The organism is uncultured Paraglaciecola sp. (genome assembly GCF_937123705.1).
Classification (GTDB): Bacteria; Pseudomonadota; Gammaproteobacteria; order Enterobacterales; family Alteromonadaceae; genus Paraglaciecola.
In genome coordinates, this window is sequence record NZ_CAKZKO010000143.1 from 26,894 (window position 1) to 46,809 (window position 19,916).

Genomic DNA, 19,916 nt, shown 5'->3' on the forward strand with positions numbered 1-19,916 from the left:
TCGACTTAAATGATGGGTTAGGTTTGTGAATGCAAACCAATCATATTGCCTTCGGTATCCACTATCAGTGACACATAGCCGAATTCACCGATAGACATTTTACTTTGTTGAATTGCACCACCGGCTGGGACTACACGTGACTCCTCAACTGCGCAGTCTTCACAAGCAAAATATACCAGTGTGCTATTACCGCCAGCTGGGAATCCCGCCATTTTTACTAAGGCCCCTGACGCGCCATATTCTTCCATGTTTGAGGGGAATGATTGCATTTCTATATTCTCATCAGAGTCCGTTGGATCTTTGAGTGTTTCTAAGGTTTTCTGCAAGACCCTTTCATAAAACGTTTTTGCTCTTGGCATATCATTAACGTAAATTTCAAACCAAGTGACAGGGTTTTGATTCATGATTATATCTCCAGTTATGGCTAGATTATCTGTTGCTTAGCCGTATGTTTAAGTTAGCTTGAAATTACTCTTTATACGCGTCAATCCGCTTATTCGTCGCTTGTCGTTGACGCTTCTTCAGCCGCAGGGCGCTTGGCACTTTGAGCCATGCGATACTCTGTAAAAGCGCGATATTCTTGTGGGCTTAAGGCATCATCTTTATTTTTATCAAATGCAGCCAATTGACCGGCTTCAAAAGCCCTGCGCAATGATCTAGGCATTTCATCAGGTGCCAAAGTGCCATTGAAATTGTCATCAAGTGCGCCGTAAAACTGTGCAATCTGGAAGTTCATTTCATCGTGGACAGGGTTTTGTGCCGTGCCATTCTCCCAGCGGAAATAGAATCCGCCATACAACATTTCGTCATGGGATTGCAGCCCCCATGGCACCTCACGTGCTGAGTCGGGGTTCGAAGGATTTGCAGCGCTGTTGTCATACACACTAGTATGCACCAATCGCGCTCCTGCGGGCACTTTTAGAGGCTTAGCCAGCGAATAGCTATGCTGCCAATTAAAATCATAGCGCGGTACATGTAGTAATGGCTCAATGGTGCCGTTAGGCAGATGTATGTCAAATCGGGTTTCGATGCCTCGAAAGTGCGCGTGGGGGAACAGGCTATAAATAATGGCGGGTTGGTCAAACTCAAAATAGCCACGCTCTTCATGACGAGCCTTTCCCGGAGGGATCTGCAAATCAAATCCCACTATCACTTGCTGACGAAGACGATAAGTGGGTACCTCATGATGAAAATACAACGCCACCTTTGATACGTCAGTCACCTCACGTCCATAAGCGGTGTAATGCATTTGCAAATGAATTTGCCCCCCTGCTTTGACCAATACGCCCGTTCCCTGTGGATAGACATAAGACTCAGCTCCTGGTGCGTATCCCATTAGGTAATTGTTAAATACGGCATCCAAACGTTGATTGCCTGCGGGTATATCTTGTTCGCTGGTACCAATGAGTACATGGTGAACCACTTTAGTTTCGCCCGGCTGAATACTGACAGCCCGCACCCACACATCACGATCCAGTGGGTTGTTAATAGCGGGGAATTGATACTCAACAATACCAGTGGCAGGCACTGTAAACGCTGGCGATTCAACAATTAAATCTGGTTCGCCTAAGGGCCATACTTGGTTATCGAAGGGTTTTACGGCCAATAATGGATCTTCGCCATCACCACGTGGCGAGCCCGCTTCTATCCAATGCACCAGTGTTTTACGTTCTTGTAACGTTAATCCTCGCGCATTGTGAATTTTGGGCAAACTGGTGTCGACTTCCCAAGGAGGCATGCGCCGAGTGCGAACGACTTCACGGATCATTGGCGAAAAGCCTTTTATCATTTCATAGCTAGTCATTGCCCAAGGACCTATGCCATTAGGTACATGACAGGCTACGCAACGTTCTTTTAGGATAGGGGCAATGGTATCTTTATAGCTGATTTGAGCATGTGTTTTTTGTTGTTCACGCTCTGGAAAGTTAATAATGCAGCCAAGCGCTTGGCGTTTGGGTTTGGGAACCGGTTTTCCAGCAACAACAGCGGCAAGGGCATCTGCAAGATAGTGCTCTTTGGCATCACTGCGTTGTGTTTCATAACCCACACGATCATTCACAGGCCCTCGGTAAACCACGCGCCAGTCGCGGGTGTCGATCACTAATACTTCACCGCTTCGGTCCAGTTGCAGCGCTTCTCCAATCAACTGTGTATCGTCAACCAAAATTGGAAAGTCGACAGCAAATTCAATGGCTTCTTGACGAATACTCTTGTATGTATCCTGCAGGCTTGAATTGATGAGTTTGAACTCGACATCATCACCGAACTGCGCACGAATCTCTCGCAGGTCTGGCAACAGGTTACGTACAATTGGACAACCGTTCATGGTCACCATAAGCACCACTGCCTTGGCATCTTTGTGATAATAAAGCTCATGGGCAGAATGATCTTGATCGAGCAAACGAAAATTGTCGACCCGATCTGCCAAAGCAAACCCACTGGTAATGTACATAAAGAACAACACAGTCAAAGTCATCAGGCGCATCTAAAATTCCTAGAGAAATTATTTATCTGCGCAAAGAATAGACGATCCAGCTACTCGACTCAATACACCGATTTATTATTTCTGAATCCATACCCTAAAATGCTAGGTTTCATTTAAGTAACTGTATCTGAATGAAAAAACAGTCTGAGTATTGGTTTTAAATCTGCTGTAACCTTTGGGCTATTTCTGGGGCGATTAGGCCTATTACATCGGTTTTTAGTTCAACACTCTGCTCGGTGTGGCGTAGTTGGCCATTGTCATCTGCATCTATTAAGTGACTTTCTTTCAAGGCATTGATAAAGGTGGATAGCACTTTTTTGTCGAAAAACTCTGGCGAGCTGATGCCATGTAGTGCGGCTAACCTTTCGGCAAACTGGGCGCTTTTTTGTTCAAGCTCATTGCGGCTGACTTGCTCTTGTTTTGATAACAAGGTGAGCACTAGGGCATATCGATGTAGGGTTTCTTGAATACTGCGATTCAGTAGCCAAGCGGAATAAAATGCAGGGCTGTTGGCCGATGGTGGTTGAATGTTGTTTTTACTGGTTTCGAGTAATCCCATCTCTAACATTTTGGTGATTAAAGACTCTGTATATTCAGCGGCTTGTTCTGCGCTCATATACATAAACAATTCACGTTTTAATAAGGGATAAAGTTTAGCGACCAAATGCAATATTTGCTGTTTTGTTGAGCCTTTATGGACGAACACTATAGCTGCTATTAGGCCGGGTAGAGCAAATAAGTGCAGAATATTATTGCGGTAGTAAGTAAGCGCCACTGCACTTTGATTTTTGAGTGAAATAATCTTGCCAAAACTGTCTTCAGAGACATTAAATTTATTGAGTCTGAGGGTGTTTTCGAGAAGTTTTTTACCGGATATATTAGGTAGCGTGGCAAGCTCGCTGTACGGGGTGTCTCGTAGCAATTCTAGAAAATGATCAATAGCTTGTTCAAGTTCAGATTGAGTCATTGCATGTTTTTTGGCTGACAATAAACACATGGCGCAAATTGCCATACCACTTACTGCTGCGGCTTGGTTTATTCGACTCATCACGTCTGTTGCAAGGGTGTTTACAACCGGTGTCAGCCATTGTGGCTTTTTATCGCTATTGTTGTCTTGCTCATCTCGCCAATTGGGTTGTTGTTGATCCAAAAAATTGGTTAAGTTGATGGGCTCACCAAAATTCAAAAAGCCGTAGCCATAATTTTTAAGTTTTTTAATCGCCGAGAAAATCTGAAAGAAGGACTCTTTTTTCTTACCTGTACCATTTAGTTCTTTGAGGTAACTGGAAACTTCCATTACGTGTTCGTAACCAATATAAACCGGCACTATGCTCACAGGGCGATTAATGCCTTTGACTAATGCCTGTAATGTCATGGCTAACATACCGGTTTTAGGTGGTAATAAACGTCCGGTTCGGCTGCGGCCACCTTCTGGGAAATATTTTACCGAATAACCTTTATTAAATAACAATTCTAAGTATTCACGAAATACCGAGGTATAAAGTTTGTTGCCAGCAAAACTGCGGCGTAAATAAAACGCGCCTGCTTTACGTAAAATGCCCCCCACAGGGCGAAAATTAAGGTTAATGCCTGCGGCTATATGGGGAGTCACTAGTCCTTCGTGATAAATCACGTAGGTGAGTAATAAATAATCCATGTGGCTACGGTGGCAAGGCACATAGATAATTTCGTGACCATTTTGTGCTAATGCTCTGACCTTGTCTGCATGTCTAATTTCGAGGCCGTTATACACTTTATTCCACACTTTGGTGAGCATTTTTTCGGCTATTCTGATCAGCCCTGGGCGATAATCTGCGGCTATTTCATCAACATACTTTTTTGCTCGTTGTTTGGCTTGTTGATGAGTTAATTGTTTACTTCTCGCCTCTTCAATAATGCTTTTTCGTACAGACTTTGCTCCCAAAACGCCATTGTACAATTGATGGCGTTCCAGAATATTTGGACCAGTGAGTGTTTGTTGGCGACGATAAAAGTGCGTGCCTGCAACCCGAATGAGTTTATGGGCGATCTCTTCATCACTGCCTTTTAAATCGATCATCTTGCGTGAAGATACCGCTTTGCTGTAACACACAAAATTGTCTCTGCCTAAAAACAGCACAATAAAAAACTTACGCAACCAGCTAGGTGACACCTGATTGGCGATGATGTCTGACCAACCCGAAGAGTTTTTGTTGGGCGATCTGCCCCAAAGTATAGAAACGGGCACAATTTGAATATCTAGGTCGGGGTTTTCTCGGTGTAAACTAAAGAGTTTTGCTGCATCCTCTTGTATCGAAGTGCTTTTGATTTTGCTGCTTAGCACCGAGCGAGGTTTTTGTAAAAACAAACACGAAGAATGCCGCTGGCCATCAAAGGTTAAGTTAAGTGTAGGCTTAGGCAAGCCCAAAGAGACTGCAGACATTTTAAGGACTATTTGATCTGTCACCGAACGAGTACGTAACAAATATACAATAGGGCGGGTTTTGTCTATGCCCAGCTCAGACTCAAGATCGCTTGGGATGCTATTTACTTTTACCAACCATTTTAGCGGTACCGTCACCATTGCTAATCGCAATTTATGCAGCCACAACATACTTTTTTGCTCTCAAAAATTAAAACGCGCGAAGGATACCACAGAGATCCAATACCGTTTACTGTTGATAGAGGTTATTGCACTTACCTATATTAAGTTGCTCTTGGCAGCTAAAACAAATTTGAGATTTAGTTATAACTGTATATACTCACACCAACTGTATAGAAAAACAGGCTGTTTATGCGTCCACTAACTGCACGACAAGAAGAAGTATTACAACTCATTAAAGATACTATGTTGAACACAGGTATGCCTCCCACTCGGGCCGAAATTGCCCGAGAATTAGGTTTTAAATCTGCTAATGCTGCAGAAGAGCATTTAAAGGCGTTAGCCCGTAAAGGGGTCATTGAAATTTTACCCGGCACTTCCCGTGGTATTAAATTAAACGCTTCCCTTGAAGATCAACTCGAAGAACAAGGGTTACCTTTGATTGGCCAAGTAGCCGCAGGTGAACCTATTCTGGCTCAAGAGCATATAGAGGGGCATTATCAAGTGGACCCTAGCTTGTTTAAACCCAGTGCTGATTTCTTGCTTAGGGTAAATGGTATGAGCATGAAAGATATCGGTATTTTGGACGGAGACCTGTTGGCGGTGCATCGCACCACTGATGTACACAACGGTCAGGTTGTTGTTGCTAGGGTAGATGAAGATGTCACGGTAAAGCGACTCGAGAAAAAAGGCAGGCAGGTGTTATTGCATGCTGAGAACGAAGAGTATTCTCCCATTAAAGTCGATCTTGCGACCCAACCATTTAATATTGAAGGCATTGCTGTGGGCGTTATTCGTAATGCCGATTGGATGTAGTTTTATTTTATATGTGGCGCACAATTTATGGTTGTGCGCCTTCTTCATGCCTTATCCGTTTCTTATATTTTTCTTCAATTAATCGTTGTTTTCGTTCATATCTCATTGATATTTGAAAATAAACAGCTCAAAGTGTATAAAAAGTAGCCTGTTGTCGTTAAGTTAAACAAAAAAGCTAGACTAGATGCTACTAAATGAGCGAGCATTAACATCCCAGTAGTAAAATTAATAATAAATTAACTAAATTTTAACTTTGATGGTTGTGAATACTGTCTTGGTAATTTATGTTTCAGTGAATAATAAGAAATACGTTTGACGTATACGAGGTGCCATGTGAAGAGAATTTTGTTTAAGGCTGGAGCCATGTTATCTGCATTGATGACAGCGCCGGTATTTGCTGAAACGAAGCATCAAATTGAGCAATACCAATTAAACATGACTAAAGGCGTGACTGACATCAGTGCTGGTGTTTACGACATGCATATGTTGATGTTTATTATTTGCGTAGTGATAGGTGCAGGTGTGTTTATCGCGATGTTTATCTCTATGTATTTTCATCGAAAGTCTAGAGGAGTTAAACCTGCCAATTTCCACGAGCATGTGGGGGTTGAGATTGCTTGGACTGTTATTCCTTTTATTATTTTGATTGTTATGGCAATACCTGCCATGAATTTGTTAATCGATATGGAAGATGCGAGTGAACCCGATGTAACCGTATTGGTGACCGGTTCGCAGTGGAAGTGGCACTACAAATATATGGATAATGACATTGAATATTATTCAAAAATGGCCACACAAGCGGAGCAAATTTCTGGAAAGTTACCTAAAGGTGAAAACTACTTACTAGAAGTTGACCGCCCTTTAGTTATTCCTACGGGCAAAAAAGTACGTTTCCTAATTACCTCTGATGATGTTATCCATGCTTGGTGGGTACCAGACTTTGCAGTAAAACAAGATGCTAACCCAGGCTTTATTAATGATGCTTGGACTATGGTCAATGAGCCAGGTGTGTATCGTGGTCAATGTGCTGAGCTATGCGGAAAAGATCATGGGTTTATGCCTGTTGTTGTGATTGCAAAAGCGCCTGCTGACTACGCTAAGTGGATTGCAGAACAAGAAGCCATTCAGCAAAAAGCCAAGGCAGAAGAACAAAGATTGCTGGCGATGAACATGACTATGGACGAAGCAATGAGTCTGGGCGAAAAAGTTTACAATGCTAATTGCGCAGCTTGCCATATGCCAAACGGTGAAGGCTTACAGGGTGTGTTCCCTGCTCTAAAAGGCAGTCAAATTGCAACAGCCGACCAGCCTAAACACATAGATGTAATAATCAATGGTGTAGCAGGCACGGCCATGCAAGCTTACGCAAAACAATTAACAATGTCTGAAATTGCTGCAGTGGTGACCTATGAGCGTAATGCGTGGGGTAACAATACTGGCGACTTAGTACAAGCCAAAGACATCAATTCAGCCATTAACGGACAATAGGAGTAGGTGACCATGACAGAAACCACTATCGATACGCATCATGATGATCACCACGAGCATCATATTCCAACGGGTATAAAACGTTGGCTTTATACCACTAACCATAAAGATATAGGTACCCTATATCTATGGTTTGCTTTTATTATGTTTTTAACTGGCGGTGCCATGGCTATGGTGATCCGCGCTGAATTATTTCAGCCGGGACTACAAATAGTCGATCCTCACTTCTTTAATCAAATGACCACAGTGCATGGCTTGATCATGGTATTTGGTGCGGTTATGCCAGCCTTTACGGGCTTGGCTAACTGGTTAGTGCCTATGATGATAGGTGCGCCAGATATGGCCTTGCCTAGAATGAATAACTGGAGCTTTTGGATTTTACCTTTTGCTTTTGCGATTCTTTTATCTTCGCTACTGATGGAAGGTGGCGGCCCAGCCTTTGGTTGGACTTTCTATGCCCCGCTTTCTACCACATACAGTAACGACGGCACCGCACTATTTGTATTTGCTGTTCATATTATGGGTGCTTCATCTATCATGGGTGCGATTAACGTGATAGTGACCATTTTCAATATGCGTGCACCGGGCATGACCTGGATGAAAATGCCATTATTTGTATGGACTTGGTTAATTACAGCGTTTTTGTTAATTGCCGTTATGCCAGTGCTGGCAGGTGCGGTGACTATGGTATTAACCGATAAATTCTTTGGTACCACTTTCTTTGATGCCGCCGGTGGTGGCGACCCGGTAATGTTCCAGCATATTTTCTGGTTCTTCGGGCATCCAGAGGTGTACATCATGATTTTGCCAGCCTTTGGTATTATCTCGCAAATTGTACCTACCTTCGCACGTAAGCCGTTGTTTGGTTATGCTTCTATGGTTTACGCCACAGCTTCTATTGCCTTGTTGTCGTTTATCGTTTGGGCGCACCATATGTTTACAACGGGTATGCCGGTCGCGGCAGAGCTGTTCTTTATGTTTGCCACTATGCTGATATCCGTTCCCACTGGGGTAAAAGTGTTTAACTGGGTAGCCACTATGTGGCGCGGCTCTATGACGTTTGAAGTGCCCATGTTATTTGCTCTGGCCTTTATTGTGTTATTCACCATTGGTGGGTTGTCAGGCTTGATGTTGGCCATAGTGCCGGTAGATTTCCAATACCACGACACCTATTTTGTGGTTGCACACTTCCACTATGTTTTAGTAACAGGGGCGATCTTCTCCATTATGGCGGCAGTATATTACTGGTTACCTAAATGGACCGGAAAGATGTTCCATATTGGCTTAGCAAAATGGCATTTCTGGTGTTCATTAGTGTCGGTCAACGTATTGTTCTTCCCTATGCACTTCGTTGGTTTAGCGGGTATGCCACGTCGTATTCCAGATTACGCTTTGCAATTTGCTGATTTTAATAAATGGATCAGTATTGGAGGCTTTGCATTTGGTTTATCGCAGTTGATTTTCTTGGCTCTATTAATCAAAGCCTGTAAGAAACAAGGTGAACCGGTTTCTGACCAAGTATGGGAAGGAGCCGAAGGTTTAGAATGGGAAATCCCATCACCTGCGCCGTACCATAGTTTTGAAACACCTCCTGAGGTTAAGTAAAAGCTAGACCATGGAAAATTCGAAGGTAGAAAACAAAAACAACAAAATGGTGGCTAAGTTATTAGTCATCGTTGTTGCTATGTTTGGATTCGGCTTTGCCTTAGTACCGCTTTATGACGTGCTTTGTGATGCATTAGGTATTAATGGGAAGACCGCCGATACTGCGGCTGTTTATCAAACCGTTGAAGTAGATGAAAGCCGTTTAGTAACGGTGGACTTTATTACTCGAATTAATACCGGTATGCCTTGGGAGTTTAGAGCCGAAACGCGCCGAGTCAAAGTGCATCCTGGGCAGCTTGAGCAAGTTAATTTTTATGTGAAAAATCCAGCCAAAACCGCAATTGTGGGTCAAGCTGTGCCATCAGTATCCCCTGGCCCAGCGGCGTTATATATGAACAAAACCGAATGTTTTTGTTTTGAACAACAAAAACTACTAGCGGGAGAAGAGGTGTTGATGCCAATGAAGTTTTATGTCGACCCACAACTACCTAAAGATATTACTTATTTTACTGTGCAATATACTCTTTACAACGTCACCGCATCGTCTGATGTAGTGGCCATGAATTGAGAATAGAGGAGAACACAATGTCAGAAAAAGAATACGAAAAATACTATGTTCCCGCAGAGAGCCCTTGGCCATTTGTAGGAGCTGTTGCGCTATTTTTATTAGCCGTTGGAGCAGGTAATTTTGTTATTGAAAGCACCCGAGATAAGGAAGGTTACGGCTCTTATATTTTAATAGCAGGCTTTGTGGTGTTATTTGTGATGTTATTTGGTTGGTTTAAAGACCAAATAGAAGAGTCAATGAGCGGCATGTACAGCACGCAACTAGGGCGTTCTTATCGTCAAGGTATGTCATGGTTTATATTTTCTGAGGTGATGTTCTTTGGGGCTTTCTTTGGGGCATTATTTTATGCAAGATTTATTTCTGTCCCTTGGTTAGGTGGTGCGTCAAACAATGATATGACAGGCGAAATTTTATGGCCAGCATTCGAAGCTATCTGGCCTTTGGTTGAAACACCTGGGGGCACAACTACAGAAGCGATGCCTTGGACTGGATTACCCCTCATTAACACCGTTTTATTACTGACCTCATCGGTTACTTGTCACTTCGCCCATGTCGCTCTTGAGCAAGAAAATCGCGGAAAACTCAAGTTAATGCTTGGTTTGACTGTGTTATTGGGCGCAATCTTTATGGTGATGCAGGTTGAAGAATATATCCATGCATATACAGAAATGAATTTAACCTTAGAGTCAGGCGTTTACGGTAATACCTTCTTTCTTCTAACGGGGTTTCACGGATTCCATGTAACTTTAGGTGCAATTATTTTATTCATCATGTTACTTAGAATTATGAAAGGGCATTTTACTCCAGACAATCATTTTGCCTTTATGGCCGCAAGTTGGTATTGGCATTTTGTAGATGTGGTGTGGGTTATCTTATTTGCCGTTGTATATATCTTTTAGCTAGGTATTAAATGAGCAATAAAAGCCGCTGAATTGCAGCGGCTTTTGTATTTTTGTTGTGATGGCGATTAATGTGGTGTGGGATTTGGGGTAATAAGCCCAGTTGCTACGGCTAGTAGTATCAGGACCACAATAATAGCCGATGTCATCACCCTGCGACCAATAAACTTGCTCATGGGTGGCGCATTGGGATCGTCTTTGAGCATAATCATCATGGCTTTAAATAAATTAACTACCATAAATAATAGTAACCCCCCGACAAGTAATTTGATTAACATCTATGAACTCCTAAAGACATACTGAACTGTTATGTGGACTTTTTTATCACGTTTACCTTTTGTGGCTACCTTAATCACTTTTGTGAGTGTTGTCATTATGTTTGCCTTAGGTAATTGGCAACTGCAACGGGCCGAACAAAAAACGCAGCGACTCCTAGCTATTGAGCTCGCTGCCAATGCTGAGCAAATTGATTTGCATCAAGTGCTTGGCAGTAGTATCAGCGAGATGTTAGATATGCCGGTTAATTTTGAAGGAGTTGCAGTTTCAGAGCGTTATTTTTTACTGGACAATAAAATTTACAAAGGTCGGGTGGGTTATCAAGTGTTAGTGCCTATTCAAACCGATGCAGGGACGGTCATGGCTAACTTTGGCTGGGTAGCCGCTACTAATAGCAGGGATATTTTGCCTCGCATTGAGCTTAACGATGCAAGAATACCCTACGCAGGGATAGTATCCTTGCCACTGCACAATGCCATGATAAAAGAAACAGCGTTACTTGATGGCAAATGGCCCAAAATTTTGCAGCAAATTGACCTAGAAGTGATTCAGCAACATTATCAACAACAGGTTTTACCTTTTGTGGTAAGGCTAAATGCACAACAAGAATTGAATTTTGTAAGAGATTGGCAGCCAGTTGTTATGGCACCAGAAAAACATTTAGCATATGCAGTACAATGGTATTTGTTGGGGCTGGCTGCGTTAGCGGTTTTTGTCATCGCCCAAAGAAATAAGTTAAAAAGGAACAACAATTGAGTACAACTAAAAAAAATAACAAAACAATGATGCTACTGTTGGCGGCGGTTTTTATCCTTCCTGTATTACTGGCTAAATTGGCGTTAGACAACGGCTGGTTTAATCAAGCTGCAACTAATAAGGGGGAATTGTTATCTCCACCGATAGATATGGGCGTTCTAAACACCACTAAACCGGAGCCAAAATGGAAGTTTTTATACATCTTGCCAGAATCCTGTTCCCTTGAATGTGAAAATGCACTTTATAGCGTGGTACAAATACATAGTGCACTTGGTAAAGAAAGTGACAGAGCTGAGGTAGTGGTGATAGCTCATGAAAAAAGTAATGCTAGCCAGCTAGTTTTACTTCAAAAAAATCCACAGGTCCGTTTACTAATAACTGATCTAAAAAGCCTACAGCAGGTGTTTAAAGGTAATAGTACCAATGCTATTTTCATCGCTGATACCCTTGATAATGTGATTTTACGTTATCCTTTGTTCATCGATCAGGAACAAGCCATCCTGCATAGCCGTGATATTTTAGCGGATATGCGTAAGGTGCTTAAACTGTCACGTATCGGCTAAAGGAAACCCAAATGAAGAAGCTCGTGCTGTTAAGCATAATATTAGCAATGGTTGTGATTGTGCTTGGTGCTTATACCCGTTTGACTGATGCTGGTTTAGGTTGCCCAGATTGGCCTGGTTGTTATGGTCATATTAGTTTTTCAAAGACCACAGAAAATATTGAGCTTAACCAGCAGGCCTTCCCCGATCGCCCTTTTGAAGAGCATAAAGCGTGGAACGAAATGATCCATCGCTATTTTGCTAGTGGCTTAGGCTTTTTAATATTAGTAATTTTTATTAATAGTTTTTTTAGTAAATCTTATAACAAGCCAATAAAACTTCCTTTATTTTTAGTTTTTTTAGTGTGCTTTCAAGGCGCATTGGGGATGTGGACAGTCACCCTTAATCTATTGCCAATCGTTGTGATGGGGCATTTGCTAGGTGGATTTACTGTGTTATCCGCCCTGTTTTTATTATATTTACGGTTAACCCCTTATCGTATTCCAGGTGGTGACGCAAACATGCGTCAATATGGAAAGTACGCGATTTTGGGTGTCATCGTTCTAACGGTACAAATTGCATTAGGAGGCTGGACGTCTGCAAATTACGCTGCTTTAGCCTGTACAGATTTGCCTGTATGCCAGGGAAATTGGCTTGAGCGCCTCGACTTTTCGGGTGCCTTTAGTATTCCTGAGGCCGATAATTACGAGTTTGGTACTCATGACTATGATGAACGTATGACTATGCATATCATGCATAGAATGGGTGCTTTGATTACCTTTTTGTATTTGTGCTGGCTAGGTATTAAATTGTACGCTGCGGCTAGTTCAAACTTGATGAAAAAGTTGCCTGTCATCATGATTTTGGTTTTAGGTGTACAAATTATGTTAGGTGTTAGTAATGTAGTCTTTAGTTTACCTATTGCTGTTGCGGTACTGCACAACGCTGTGGCAGCGTGTTTGATGTTGGTGTTAATCTGCATTAGTTATACGCTGTATCGAAAAACTTAGGAGAACAAGGTGGGGAAGGTCGTGGCTGCAGAGCAACCGAACAAACAATTTAATTTATGGACTACTTGCCAAGATTATTACGAATTAACTAAACCTAAGGTTGTGTTATTGCTATTACTAACTGCCGTTGTAGGTATGTGTTTAGCTAGTGATACCTGGATTAGTTGGCAAATTTTTATTGCAGGATTAACGGGTATTGGATTTTTGTCTTCTGCCGCCGCGGTGGTCAATCATGTGGTTGACCGTAATATCGATAGCAAGATGGCACGTACATTTAATCGCCCAGTAGCCAAAGGTAAGGTCAGTGCAGAAAAAGCTTTAATTTTTGCAGCTATTTTGACTGTTGTGGGTTATGTGGTACTCGAAGTGTGGGTTAACCGCTTAACCGCTGTATTAACTCTAGCCGGATTATTGGGCTATGCGGTGGTATACACCATGTATTTAAAGCGCGCGACACCACAAAATATTGTGATTGGTGGCTTGGCGGGCGCTATTCCACCATTATTGGGTTGGACAGCTGTTACAGGGGAAATTCACGCTCATGCTTTGTTGCTAGTACTGATAGTGTTTATCTGGACACCTCCCCATTTTTGGGCTCTAGCCATTCATCGTGAGAAAGACTACGCCAAAGCAGAAATACCTATGTTACCGGTTACGCACGGTATTGAATTCACCAAAACCTCTATTCTTTTATACACAGTGTTACTTTGTGTGGTGTGCTTAATGCCTTATCTAATTGGTATGACTGGGTTAATATATTTGCTTGGATCAACCATACTTAATGGTGGATTTCTTTATTATGCTTGGAAATTAAAATTTACCGCGACCGAGCAAACGGCTATGCAAACCTTTAAATTTTCAATTATTCATCTGATGGTACTCTTTGTTGTATTATTGGTTGACCACTACCTACCCTTCTACTTATGAATAAATTACAAGCTGGCTTAATTGCCTTTATCGCTTTGATTGTTGGCGTGATAGTTGCCATTACCATAGCGCCACCTGCGGCCGATAAAACTCAACATGTGAGTTTATATCCTCAAGCAAGAGCTTTACCAGATTTTCGGTTGGTAGATCACAATAATCAAACATTTACACCTGCTGATTTAAAAGGACATTGGAGCTTGGTGTTTGTTGGCTATACCTATTGCCCAGATATTTGCCCTACTACCCTGGCGGAGTTAAAAAGCATATATCCAGAGCTACAAAAAATTGTATCCGACTTTCCCATTCAAGTGGTGTTGTTATCGGTTGATCCTAAACGTGATACACCAGAGCGGCTAAATGAATATATTAATTTTTTTGACCCAGAGTTTATAGCGGTTAGTGGTGAACATGGGCAGTTATTCCCGTTAGTACGGGCAATGGGCATGATGTACTCCATGTCTGAAAGCACAGACAATCCGAATTACTTGGTTGATCACAGTTCTTCTGTAGTAATAGTAAATCCAGACGCTCTAGTCATTGGGCGTTTTAAACCAGAGTTTGTTGTAGGCGAACTACCTGTTAGTGAAGGGCAAAAAATACTGGCCGATATGCCGCTGATTGTATCGCAATAGACTGTGTACCTAGATGAACATAAGAAAGGCCAAGCAACAGGATGCTACCATTTTAGCGCCACTGGTTTTCTCTTCTGCACCTATTGCATTTAGTGCCACATTTGACATAGATCAGAAGCTGTCAGCGATTAATTTTCTACAAGCTTCTCTGGCCAGCGCAGATGGCCAATATGGTTATGCCAATCACTGGCTGGTTGAAAAAGACGATTGCCTATTGGGTTGTGTCAGTGCTTGGCATAGTGACTTAGCTGATTCTTTCCATCAAGCCACCTTAACTAAACTGATCGATTTTTACGGTATGGCACAAGCATTGGCTGTGGTGCAAGTGAGCCTTACCATGCAAGACTGCATTCCTAAACCACTACAGCATGAATGGTGTATTGGGCATTTTGCTGTAGATGAGAAATTTCAACGTCAAGGCGTGGGACGTGCCCTGTTAGAGTTAATGCAAAAACAAGCCATGATCGCGGGTAAGCATGCTTTGAGCCTAGATGTAGACAGTAGCAATTCCCAAGCTTTAGACTTTTATATGGCTCAAGGATTTAGCATAGAAAGTCAATCAAGGGTTAGCGACAGCATGCTATCTTTGGGCATAGGCTGTCATTTTCACTTAACTAAAATATTAGTCTAACCATTCCCCTGCGGCTGTTGGCGCAAAGAAAGGCTGAGAAAACCAATAAAATCGATCTTTTTCACCTAAGCTTGGGGCCGTGCAATTTATTCTATGTCTACCGGGTTGAGTAATTGGGCTTATATCTACGTAGATGGTTTTTCCATTAATGGTCTTGCTAAGAGTTTGACCATTTTGAAAGCAGTTAATCTGGCGTGGTATTAAGTCTGTAGAATTCACCGTTAATCTAAGTTGTTTATCAGAAAAAGGTAATCTAATTTTTGGTTCATCAGGAACAACCCCATTGACTGGCATAGATAGGCTACTTAATTTTACTCGTAAAGAATTCATTTCACTATAGGCGCCTGCGGCCGGAAAACGAGGTAAAGCAGAGAAGTCGCTAAAAGAGGCTATCGCACCGCTATGCTGAGCAAATCCAATGTAACCTAGTGATCTTAGATGTAATTTTAGTGATTTATCAAATTCTCCATATGGAAAAGCCAAATATTTAAGGCTATAGCCTATATGTTGCGCCAGCATTTTTTCGGCTGCTTGAATATCATCCGTGACTCGGTCAAGCCACTCTTGTTGTGACTCTTCGGCGTTTGTATCTAGCATGTGCTGATGTTGTTTGCCATGATTGGCAAAGGTAGCGCCTTCGGCTGCCATCTGAGTGACTTGATGCCAATCGAGTTGACTAGCCATATTTCCTATAAGGGGTGGATTGACAAATACCGTATAGGGAAATGAAAACTCCTGAATAATAGGATGGGCATTTGTAAAGATATTTTCATAGCCGTCATCAAAGGTAATAACTACGGTTTTGTCTGGTAATGGTTGTTTGTTTTGTAGGGCGTCGATAACATCCTTTAAGGGGAGCACTTGATGGTTGTCAGCCAAATATTGCATATGCTGGCGGAAAGTCACTGGAGATACCGAGGTAACTGTGGGCGTCGCGTGACTAACATGGTGGTAAAGCAAAATGACTGCATTGTCCTTTGCCCAAGTGTTTAAGCAAAATAGCGCACATGTTATGGTCAACAAATCAATGCACCTTTTTTTCCTCATTTGATTCCTTATAAAAACGTAAATAGATGATATTCAATATTCTACCAAACTTTTTTCAAAATCGATTACACCAAAAAATAATTGTCATTGCGATACCGATGATTTTAAGCAATATCACTACGCCTTTGATGGGACTTGTTGATACTGCGGTGTTGGGGCATATGCAAGGAGCACATTTTCTGGCTGGCGCATCGGTAGCTGCGATAATCATCTCTCAGTTGTATTGGTTATGTGGATTTTTACGGATGACCACTACTGGACTTAGTGCCCAAGCAAAGGGTAGTGAGGACAAAGAACAACTTAATCAAAGTTTGTTTCAAGGGCTAGTCATAGGATTTACCTTGGGCTGTATTTTATTGATAGCTCAAGATGGCATTCTCGCTTTAGGGTTATATTTTGCCGACGCCACACCCATTATTGAGGGGGTCATTTCCGAGTATTTTTCTACACGCATATGGGGGGCGCCTGCTGCAATAGTCAATCTAGCGCTAATTGGCTGGTTAATAGGTCAGCAAAAAGCAAAACAAGTTTTGATTATTCAAGTGCTGGCAAACCTACTAAACCTAGTGCTTAATCTATGGTTGGTACTTGGGTTAGGCTTAGAAGTGTTCGGTGTGGCGCTTGCGAGTGTGCTTGCAGAGTATTTTATAGCTATAGTGAGCTTAGTCGCCGCACTACATATCATTGGCAAACCCATCATACTTAAAAAGTGGTTCTCAGTGGGTTTTATACGGCCACTACTTTCCTTAAACGGCCACACGTTTCTTAGAAATTTGATATTGCAAGCTTGTATTGCGTTCCTTATTTTTAAAGGTGTAGGTTTTGGATCAACTGCGGCGGCCATTAACGCTATCTTAATGCAGTTTTTTACATTAATTGCCCTTGGTTTAGATGGGGTTGCTTACGCCGCTGAAGCTTTGGTGGGCGAACAAAAAGGCAAAAAAGATATAAAGGGAATTGTTCAAGTGACCTTACATGGATTGGTGTGGTCGACCCTAGTTGCAGTAATTTACGCTATGGTTTTTGTTGTTTCTGGGGGGGATATAATTGTACTAATAACAAATCAAGCTGATCTTCAACTCGCCATGAATGACTACTTAATATTTGTATATTGTTTGCCGCTTATTGCCCATTGGTGTTTCTTTTTTGATGGCGTATTTGTTGGGTTAACGCGAGCTAAAGCCATGGCGAATAGCATGTTGTTGTGTGGATTAGTGATTTACTTCCCTGCTTTGTGGATATTATCAGCGTATGAAAACCTAGGGTTATGGGGCGCTATGATGCTGTTTCTACTAGCTAGAGGTATCAGCTTAGGAGGCTATTTTATTTATCTTTATCGAACTGAGAAGGTGGCGGTTTAAAGCTAGTCGTCAAGCGGTGCGCCAAAATGCCTAGGTAGCCTCTAAAGGCATATAAGCTACCTATAGTTAACAATATTAAACCTGAAATTTGAATAATAGGCACAAACTTTGTGCCTATTAATATGATGATCGCACCTAGGCAAAATAGGCCTAAACCACGTTTAAATAATGCCCAACTCTTATTAGGTTCGTTGGCCAAGCGTTGTAACCAGTTAATATTAATAACCCACTTGAGTTGAAAAGTTGGCAATATTTAGTAATAAGAATGATCGCCGGCTTGGTGTTCAGTCGCATCTCGTACCGCTGTTAACTCTCCAGGAAACTGCTCAAGCATTTGTTTTTCGATGCCCTCTTTTAATGTAAGATCGACTTGAGCACAACCATTACAACCTCCACCAAACTGCAACACAGCTTCTTTCTCTTCGGTGATCTCAACTAGCATCACTTTACCACCATGACTGGCAAGTTGTGGATTGATTTCGGCTTCAATCATATAACTAACCCGTTCGGCTAAAGGTGCATCGCTGTCAACTTTACGAGCCTTGGCATTAGGTGCCTTTAATGTCAGCTGCGAACCCATTTGATCAGTCACAAAGTCTATTTCGGCTTCTTCGAGAAAAGGTGCACTTTCTAAATCCACCACGGCATCAAAACCATTGAACTCTAGGACAGTGTCTGAACCTTCTACTGCATCTGGTGGGCAATAAGACACACCGCATTCGGCACTTGGTGTGCCAGGGCTCACCACAAATACTCTAATATTGGTATCTGGCTCTTGGTTAGCTAACAACTTGCAAAAGTGTGCTTGAGCGGTGTCTGAAATGGTGATCATGTGCTTTCTACCTCAAAAATAAGTCTATTTGAATGATACCAAAATTACTTGACTAAAACACTCAAGTAATTAGTTTTCGTTATGTTAATTTTGACTAAAACATGCGACTATTTTGGTAATTACTGTATGACTGGACGGCTACCTTGAACAAATTATTACAAGTTTTTATTTTCTGTTTTTACTGTATTAACACATCGGCTCTAGCCGTTGTTGACTCTGCCTACTTACCTGCGGGTACCGAGTATAACAGTAGTATAACTACACCCACACAAGCATTAGGCGCTCCAGTTGGTGAGTGGCATGTACGCCACGATCAACTGGCTAACTATATGCAAACTTTGGCTACCCAATCTGACCGCGTTAGCCTGATAGAAACGGGGCGAACCCATGAGAATCGCCCTCTTTATTTACTGGCTTTTAGCTCTGTCGAGAATCAACAAAACTTAGTTGATATTCAAGCCAAACATATAAAAAACTTAGGGAAAGTTACCGATAAAAACGATCCTCTGGTTTTATGGATGGGTTACAGCGTACATGGAGATGAACCATCAGGCTCTAATGCCGCACTTCTGATTGCATATTACCTAGCGGCCGGTGAAAGTGAATTAGTCAATCAACTGCTCAAAGATAATATTATTTTGCTCGACCCTAGTGTTAATCCCGATGGGCTATCGCGTTTTGCACAATGGGCTAATATGCATAAGGGTAAAAATCTGGTTTCTGACCCAAATCACAGAGAGCACCAACAAGCTTGGCCATCGGGTCGCACTAACCATTATTGGTTTGACTTAAATCGTGATTGGCTATTGTTAACTCACCCTGAGTCACGAGCAAGGATTGCGCAATTTCATCAATGGCGTCCTCATGTGTTAACCGACTTCCATGAAATGGGCACTAACAGCACTTACTTCTTTCAGCCGGGTATCGCTTCTAGAAAAAACCCTTGGACCCCCTTAAAAAACGTCGAATTAACCGCAGCTCTGGGGGATTTTCATGCTGCGGCACTTGATGAAACTAAGCAGCTTTATTTTACCCAAGAGAGTTTTGATGATTTCTATTATGGCAAAGGCTCTACCTACCCTGATGCCCATGGCAGTATTGGTATTTTGTTTGAACAAGCCAGCAGTAGAGGGCACTTGCAGGACTCAAGTCACGGTAAATTGAAGTTTGCTGACACTATCCAAAATCAGGTAACCACCTCTCTTTCAACTTTCAAGGGGGCTTTAGCCAACAAACAAGCCATTCTTGATTACCAAATAGATTTTGCTAAACAAACTCAAAAACTAATTACAGATGACGATTTAGCTGGATATGTATTAAATGAAAAATTGGATCAATCTCGCTTCTCAAAAATGTTAGAAATATTAGCGGCTCACCAAATCCAGTATTGGCCCCTTAGCAAAGCAGTCAAGGTAGATGGGCAGACATTTGATACTAAACACAGTATGTTTGTACCTTTA

Annotated in this window: 19 protein-coding genes; 13 read left to right on the forward strand and 6 right to left on the reverse strand. The window is 42.0% G+C overall.

Features of this window, described 5'->3' with window-relative positions; all coding sequences use genetic code 11:
• Positions 1 to 17: 17 nt before the first annotated feature.
• The 3 genes from Q0688_RS19910 to plsB form a co-directional block, all read right to left on the reverse strand.
• Positions 18 to 404, reverse strand: a complete 387-nt coding sequence (locus tag Q0688_RS19910) for a VOC family protein (RefSeq protein WP_299081453.1) — start codon at positions 402 to 404, stop codon at positions 18 to 20.
• Positions 405 to 493: 89 nt separating this feature from the next.
• The gene (locus Q0688_RS19915) at positions 494 to 2,485 is read right to left on the reverse strand and encodes a redoxin domain-containing protein (RefSeq protein WP_299081456.1); all 1,992 of its coding nucleotides are present in this window, start codon (positions 2,483 to 2,485) and stop codon (positions 494 to 496) included.
• Positions 2,486 to 2,642: 157 nt separating this feature from the next.
• A complete protein-coding gene (gene plsB / locus Q0688_RS19920; RefSeq protein WP_299081458.1) occupies positions 2,643 to 5,078 on the reverse strand; it encodes a glycerol-3-phosphate 1-O-acyltransferase PlsB in 2,436 nt (811 codons plus the stop codon).
• Positions 5,079 to 5,258: 180 nt separating this feature from the next.
• On the opposite strand from plsB, the gene lexA reads away from it, so the two are divergent.
• From lexA to Q0688_RS19945, 5 genes are all read left to right on the forward strand, one after another.
• The gene (gene lexA / locus Q0688_RS19925; RefSeq protein ID WP_299081461.1) at positions 5,259 to 5,882 is read left to right on the forward strand and encodes a transcriptional repressor LexA; all 624 of its coding nucleotides are present in this window, start codon (positions 5,259 to 5,261) and stop codon (positions 5,880 to 5,882) included.
• A gap of 378 nt (positions 5,883 to 6,260) precedes the next feature.
• Positions 6,261 to 7,370, forward strand: a complete 1,110-nt coding sequence (gene coxB, locus Q0688_RS19930) for a cytochrome c oxidase subunit II (RefSeq protein WP_299081507.1) — start codon at positions 6,261 to 6,263, stop codon at positions 7,368 to 7,370.
• Positions 7,371 to 7,382: 12 nt separating this feature from the next.
• Positions 7,383 to 8,975: a cytochrome c oxidase subunit I gene (gene ctaD, locus Q0688_RS19935; RefSeq protein WP_299081464.1), complete on the forward strand. Its 1,593-nt coding sequence runs from the start codon at positions 7,383 to 7,385 to the stop codon at positions 8,973 to 8,975.
• A 10-nt stretch (positions 8,976 to 8,985) separates the two neighbouring features.
• The gene (locus Q0688_RS19940; RefSeq protein ID WP_299081467.1) at positions 8,986 to 9,543 is read left to right on the forward strand and encodes a cytochrome c oxidase assembly protein; all 558 of its coding nucleotides are present in this window, start codon (positions 8,986 to 8,988) and stop codon (positions 9,541 to 9,543) included.
• Positions 9,544 to 9,560: 17 nt separating this feature from the next.
• Positions 9,561 to 10,442, forward strand: a complete 882-nt coding sequence (locus Q0688_RS19945) for a cytochrome c oxidase subunit 3 (protein ID WP_299081470.1) — start codon at positions 9,561 to 9,563, stop codon at positions 10,440 to 10,442.
• A 68-nt stretch (positions 10,443 to 10,510) separates the two neighbouring features.
• On the opposite strand, the gene Q0688_RS19950 is transcribed toward Q0688_RS19945, so the two are convergent.
• Positions 10,511 to 10,720 carry a DUF2909 domain-containing protein gene (locus tag Q0688_RS19950; protein WP_299081473.1) on the reverse strand — a complete coding sequence of 70 codons (210 nt, stop codon included), beginning with the start codon at positions 10,718 to 10,720 and terminating at the stop codon, positions 10,511 to 10,513.
• 31 nt (positions 10,721 to 10,751) lie between these two features.
• Here Q0688_RS19950 and Q0688_RS19955 point away from each other — a divergent pair, with 31 nt between their 5' ends.
• The 6 genes from Q0688_RS19955 to Q0688_RS19980 are packed head-to-tail and all read left to right on the forward strand — an operon-like array spanning position 10,752 to position 15,216.
• Positions 10,752 to 11,474, forward strand: a complete 723-nt coding sequence (locus tag Q0688_RS19955; protein ID WP_299081476.1) for an SURF1 family protein — start codon at positions 10,752 to 10,754, stop codon at positions 11,472 to 11,474.
• Positions 11,471 to 12,037 carry a hypothetical protein gene (locus Q0688_RS19960; RefSeq protein WP_299081478.1) on the forward strand — a complete coding sequence of 189 codons (567 nt, stop codon included), beginning with the start codon at positions 11,471 to 11,473 and terminating at the stop codon, positions 12,035 to 12,037. The genes Q0688_RS19955 and Q0688_RS19960 overlap by 4 nt, the downstream gene beginning before the upstream one ends.
• 11 nt (positions 12,038 to 12,048) lie before the next feature.
• Positions 12,049 to 13,026, forward strand: coding sequence for a heme A synthase (locus Q0688_RS19965; RefSeq protein ID WP_299081481.1), 978 nt, complete (start codon positions 12,049 to 12,051; stop codon positions 13,024 to 13,026).
• A gap of 9 nt (positions 13,027 to 13,035) precedes the next feature.
• Positions 13,036 to 13,953 (forward strand): heme o synthase, encoded by a 918-nt coding sequence (gene cyoE / locus Q0688_RS19970; protein ID WP_299081484.1) that lies wholly within the window; start codon positions 13,036 to 13,038, stop codon positions 13,951 to 13,953.
• Positions 13,950 to 14,585, forward strand: coding sequence for an SCO family protein (locus Q0688_RS19975; protein WP_299081488.1), 636 nt, complete (start codon positions 13,950 to 13,952; stop codon positions 14,583 to 14,585). The genes cyoE and Q0688_RS19975 overlap by 4 nt, the downstream gene beginning before the upstream one ends.
• Before the next feature lie 13 nt (positions 14,586 to 14,598).
• Positions 14,599 to 15,216, forward strand: a complete 618-nt coding sequence (locus Q0688_RS19980; RefSeq protein ID WP_299081491.1) for a GNAT family N-acetyltransferase — start codon at positions 14,599 to 14,601, stop codon at positions 15,214 to 15,216.
• On the opposite strand, the gene Q0688_RS19985 is transcribed toward Q0688_RS19980, so the two are convergent.
• Entirely contained in the window at positions 15,208 to 16,239 is a 1,032-nt protein-coding gene (locus tag Q0688_RS19985) for a polysaccharide deacetylase family protein (protein ID WP_299081494.1), read from the reverse strand. The two genes, Q0688_RS19980 and Q0688_RS19985, sit on opposite strands and share 9 nt — an antisense overlap.
• 50 nt (positions 16,240 to 16,289) lie before the next feature.
• Between Q0688_RS19985 and Q0688_RS19990 the strand changes: the two genes are divergently transcribed.
• Positions 16,290 to 17,624, forward strand: a complete 1,335-nt coding sequence (locus Q0688_RS19990) for an MATE family efflux transporter (RefSeq protein ID WP_299081497.1) — start codon at positions 16,290 to 16,292, stop codon at positions 17,622 to 17,624.
• A gap of 253 nt (positions 17,625 to 17,877) precedes the next feature.
• Here the strand turns inward: Q0688_RS19990 and nfuA are convergent, their stop codons facing one another.
• Positions 17,878 to 18,456 (reverse strand): Fe-S biogenesis protein NfuA, encoded by a 579-nt coding sequence (gene nfuA / locus Q0688_RS19995; protein WP_299081500.1) that lies wholly within the window; start codon positions 18,454 to 18,456, stop codon positions 17,878 to 17,880.
• A 143-nt stretch (positions 18,457 to 18,599) separates the two neighbouring features.
• On the opposite strand from nfuA, the gene Q0688_RS20000 reads away from it, so the two are divergent.
• Positions 18,600 to 19,916: M14 metallopeptidase family protein (locus Q0688_RS20000; protein ID WP_299081504.1), on the forward strand; the 1,317-nt coding region annotated here is incomplete at its 3' end.

What these genes read in the sequence shown, in the direction of transcription:
- Q0688_RS19950 (WP_299081473.1), bottom strand. Translation starts at nt 10,720, where the DNA reads ATGTTAATCAAATTACTTGTCGGGGGGTTACTATTATTTATGGTAGTT.
- Q0688_RS19945 (WP_299081470.1), top strand. Translation starts at nt 9,561, where the DNA reads ATGTCAGAAAAAGAATACGAAAAATACTATGTTCCCGCAGAGAGCCCT.
- Q0688_RS19910 (WP_299081453.1), bottom strand. Translation starts at nt 404, where the DNA reads ATGAATCAAAACCCTGTCACTTGGTTTGAAATTTACGTTAATGATATG.
- Q0688_RS19915 (WP_299081456.1), bottom strand. Translation starts at nt 2,485, where the DNA reads ATGCGCCTGATGACTTTGACTGTGTTGTTCTTTATGTACATTACCAGT.
- Q0688_RS19965 (WP_299081481.1), top strand. Translation starts at nt 12,049, where the DNA reads ATGAAGAAGCTCGTGCTGTTAAGCATAATATTAGCAATGGTTGTGATT.
- Q0688_RS19940 (WP_299081467.1), top strand. Translation starts at nt 8,986, where the DNA reads ATGGAAAATTCGAAGGTAGAAAACAAAAACAACAAAATGGTGGCTAAG.
- Q0688_RS19990 (WP_299081497.1), top strand. Translation starts at nt 16,290, where the DNA reads ATGATATTCAATATTCTACCAAACTTTTTTCAAAATCGATTACACCAA.
- nfuA (WP_299081500.1), bottom strand. Translation starts at nt 18,456, where the DNA reads ATGATCACCATTTCAGACACCGCTCAAGCACACTTTTGCAAGTTGTTA.
- lexA (WP_299081461.1), top strand. Translation starts at nt 5,259, where the DNA reads ATGCGTCCACTAACTGCACGACAAGAAGAAGTATTACAACTCATTAAA.
- coxB (WP_299081507.1), top strand. Translation starts at nt 6,261, where the DNA reads ATGACAGCGCCGGTATTTGCTGAAACGAAGCATCAAATTGAGCAATAC.
- Q0688_RS19980 (WP_299081491.1), top strand. Translation starts at nt 14,599, where the DNA reads ATGAACATAAGAAAGGCCAAGCAACAGGATGCTACCATTTTAGCGCCA.
- Q0688_RS19975 (WP_299081488.1), top strand. Translation starts at nt 13,950, where the DNA reads ATGAATAAATTACAAGCTGGCTTAATTGCCTTTATCGCTTTGATTGTT.
- Q0688_RS19955 (WP_299081476.1), top strand. Translation starts at nt 10,752, where the DNA reads ATGTGGACTTTTTTATCACGTTTACCTTTTGTGGCTACCTTAATCACT.
- plsB (WP_299081458.1), bottom strand. Translation starts at nt 5,078, where the DNA reads ATGTTGTGGCTGCATAAATTGCGATTAGCAATGGTGACGGTACCGCTA.
- ctaD (WP_299081464.1), top strand. Translation starts at nt 7,383, where the DNA reads ATGACAGAAACCACTATCGATACGCATCATGATGATCACCACGAGCAT.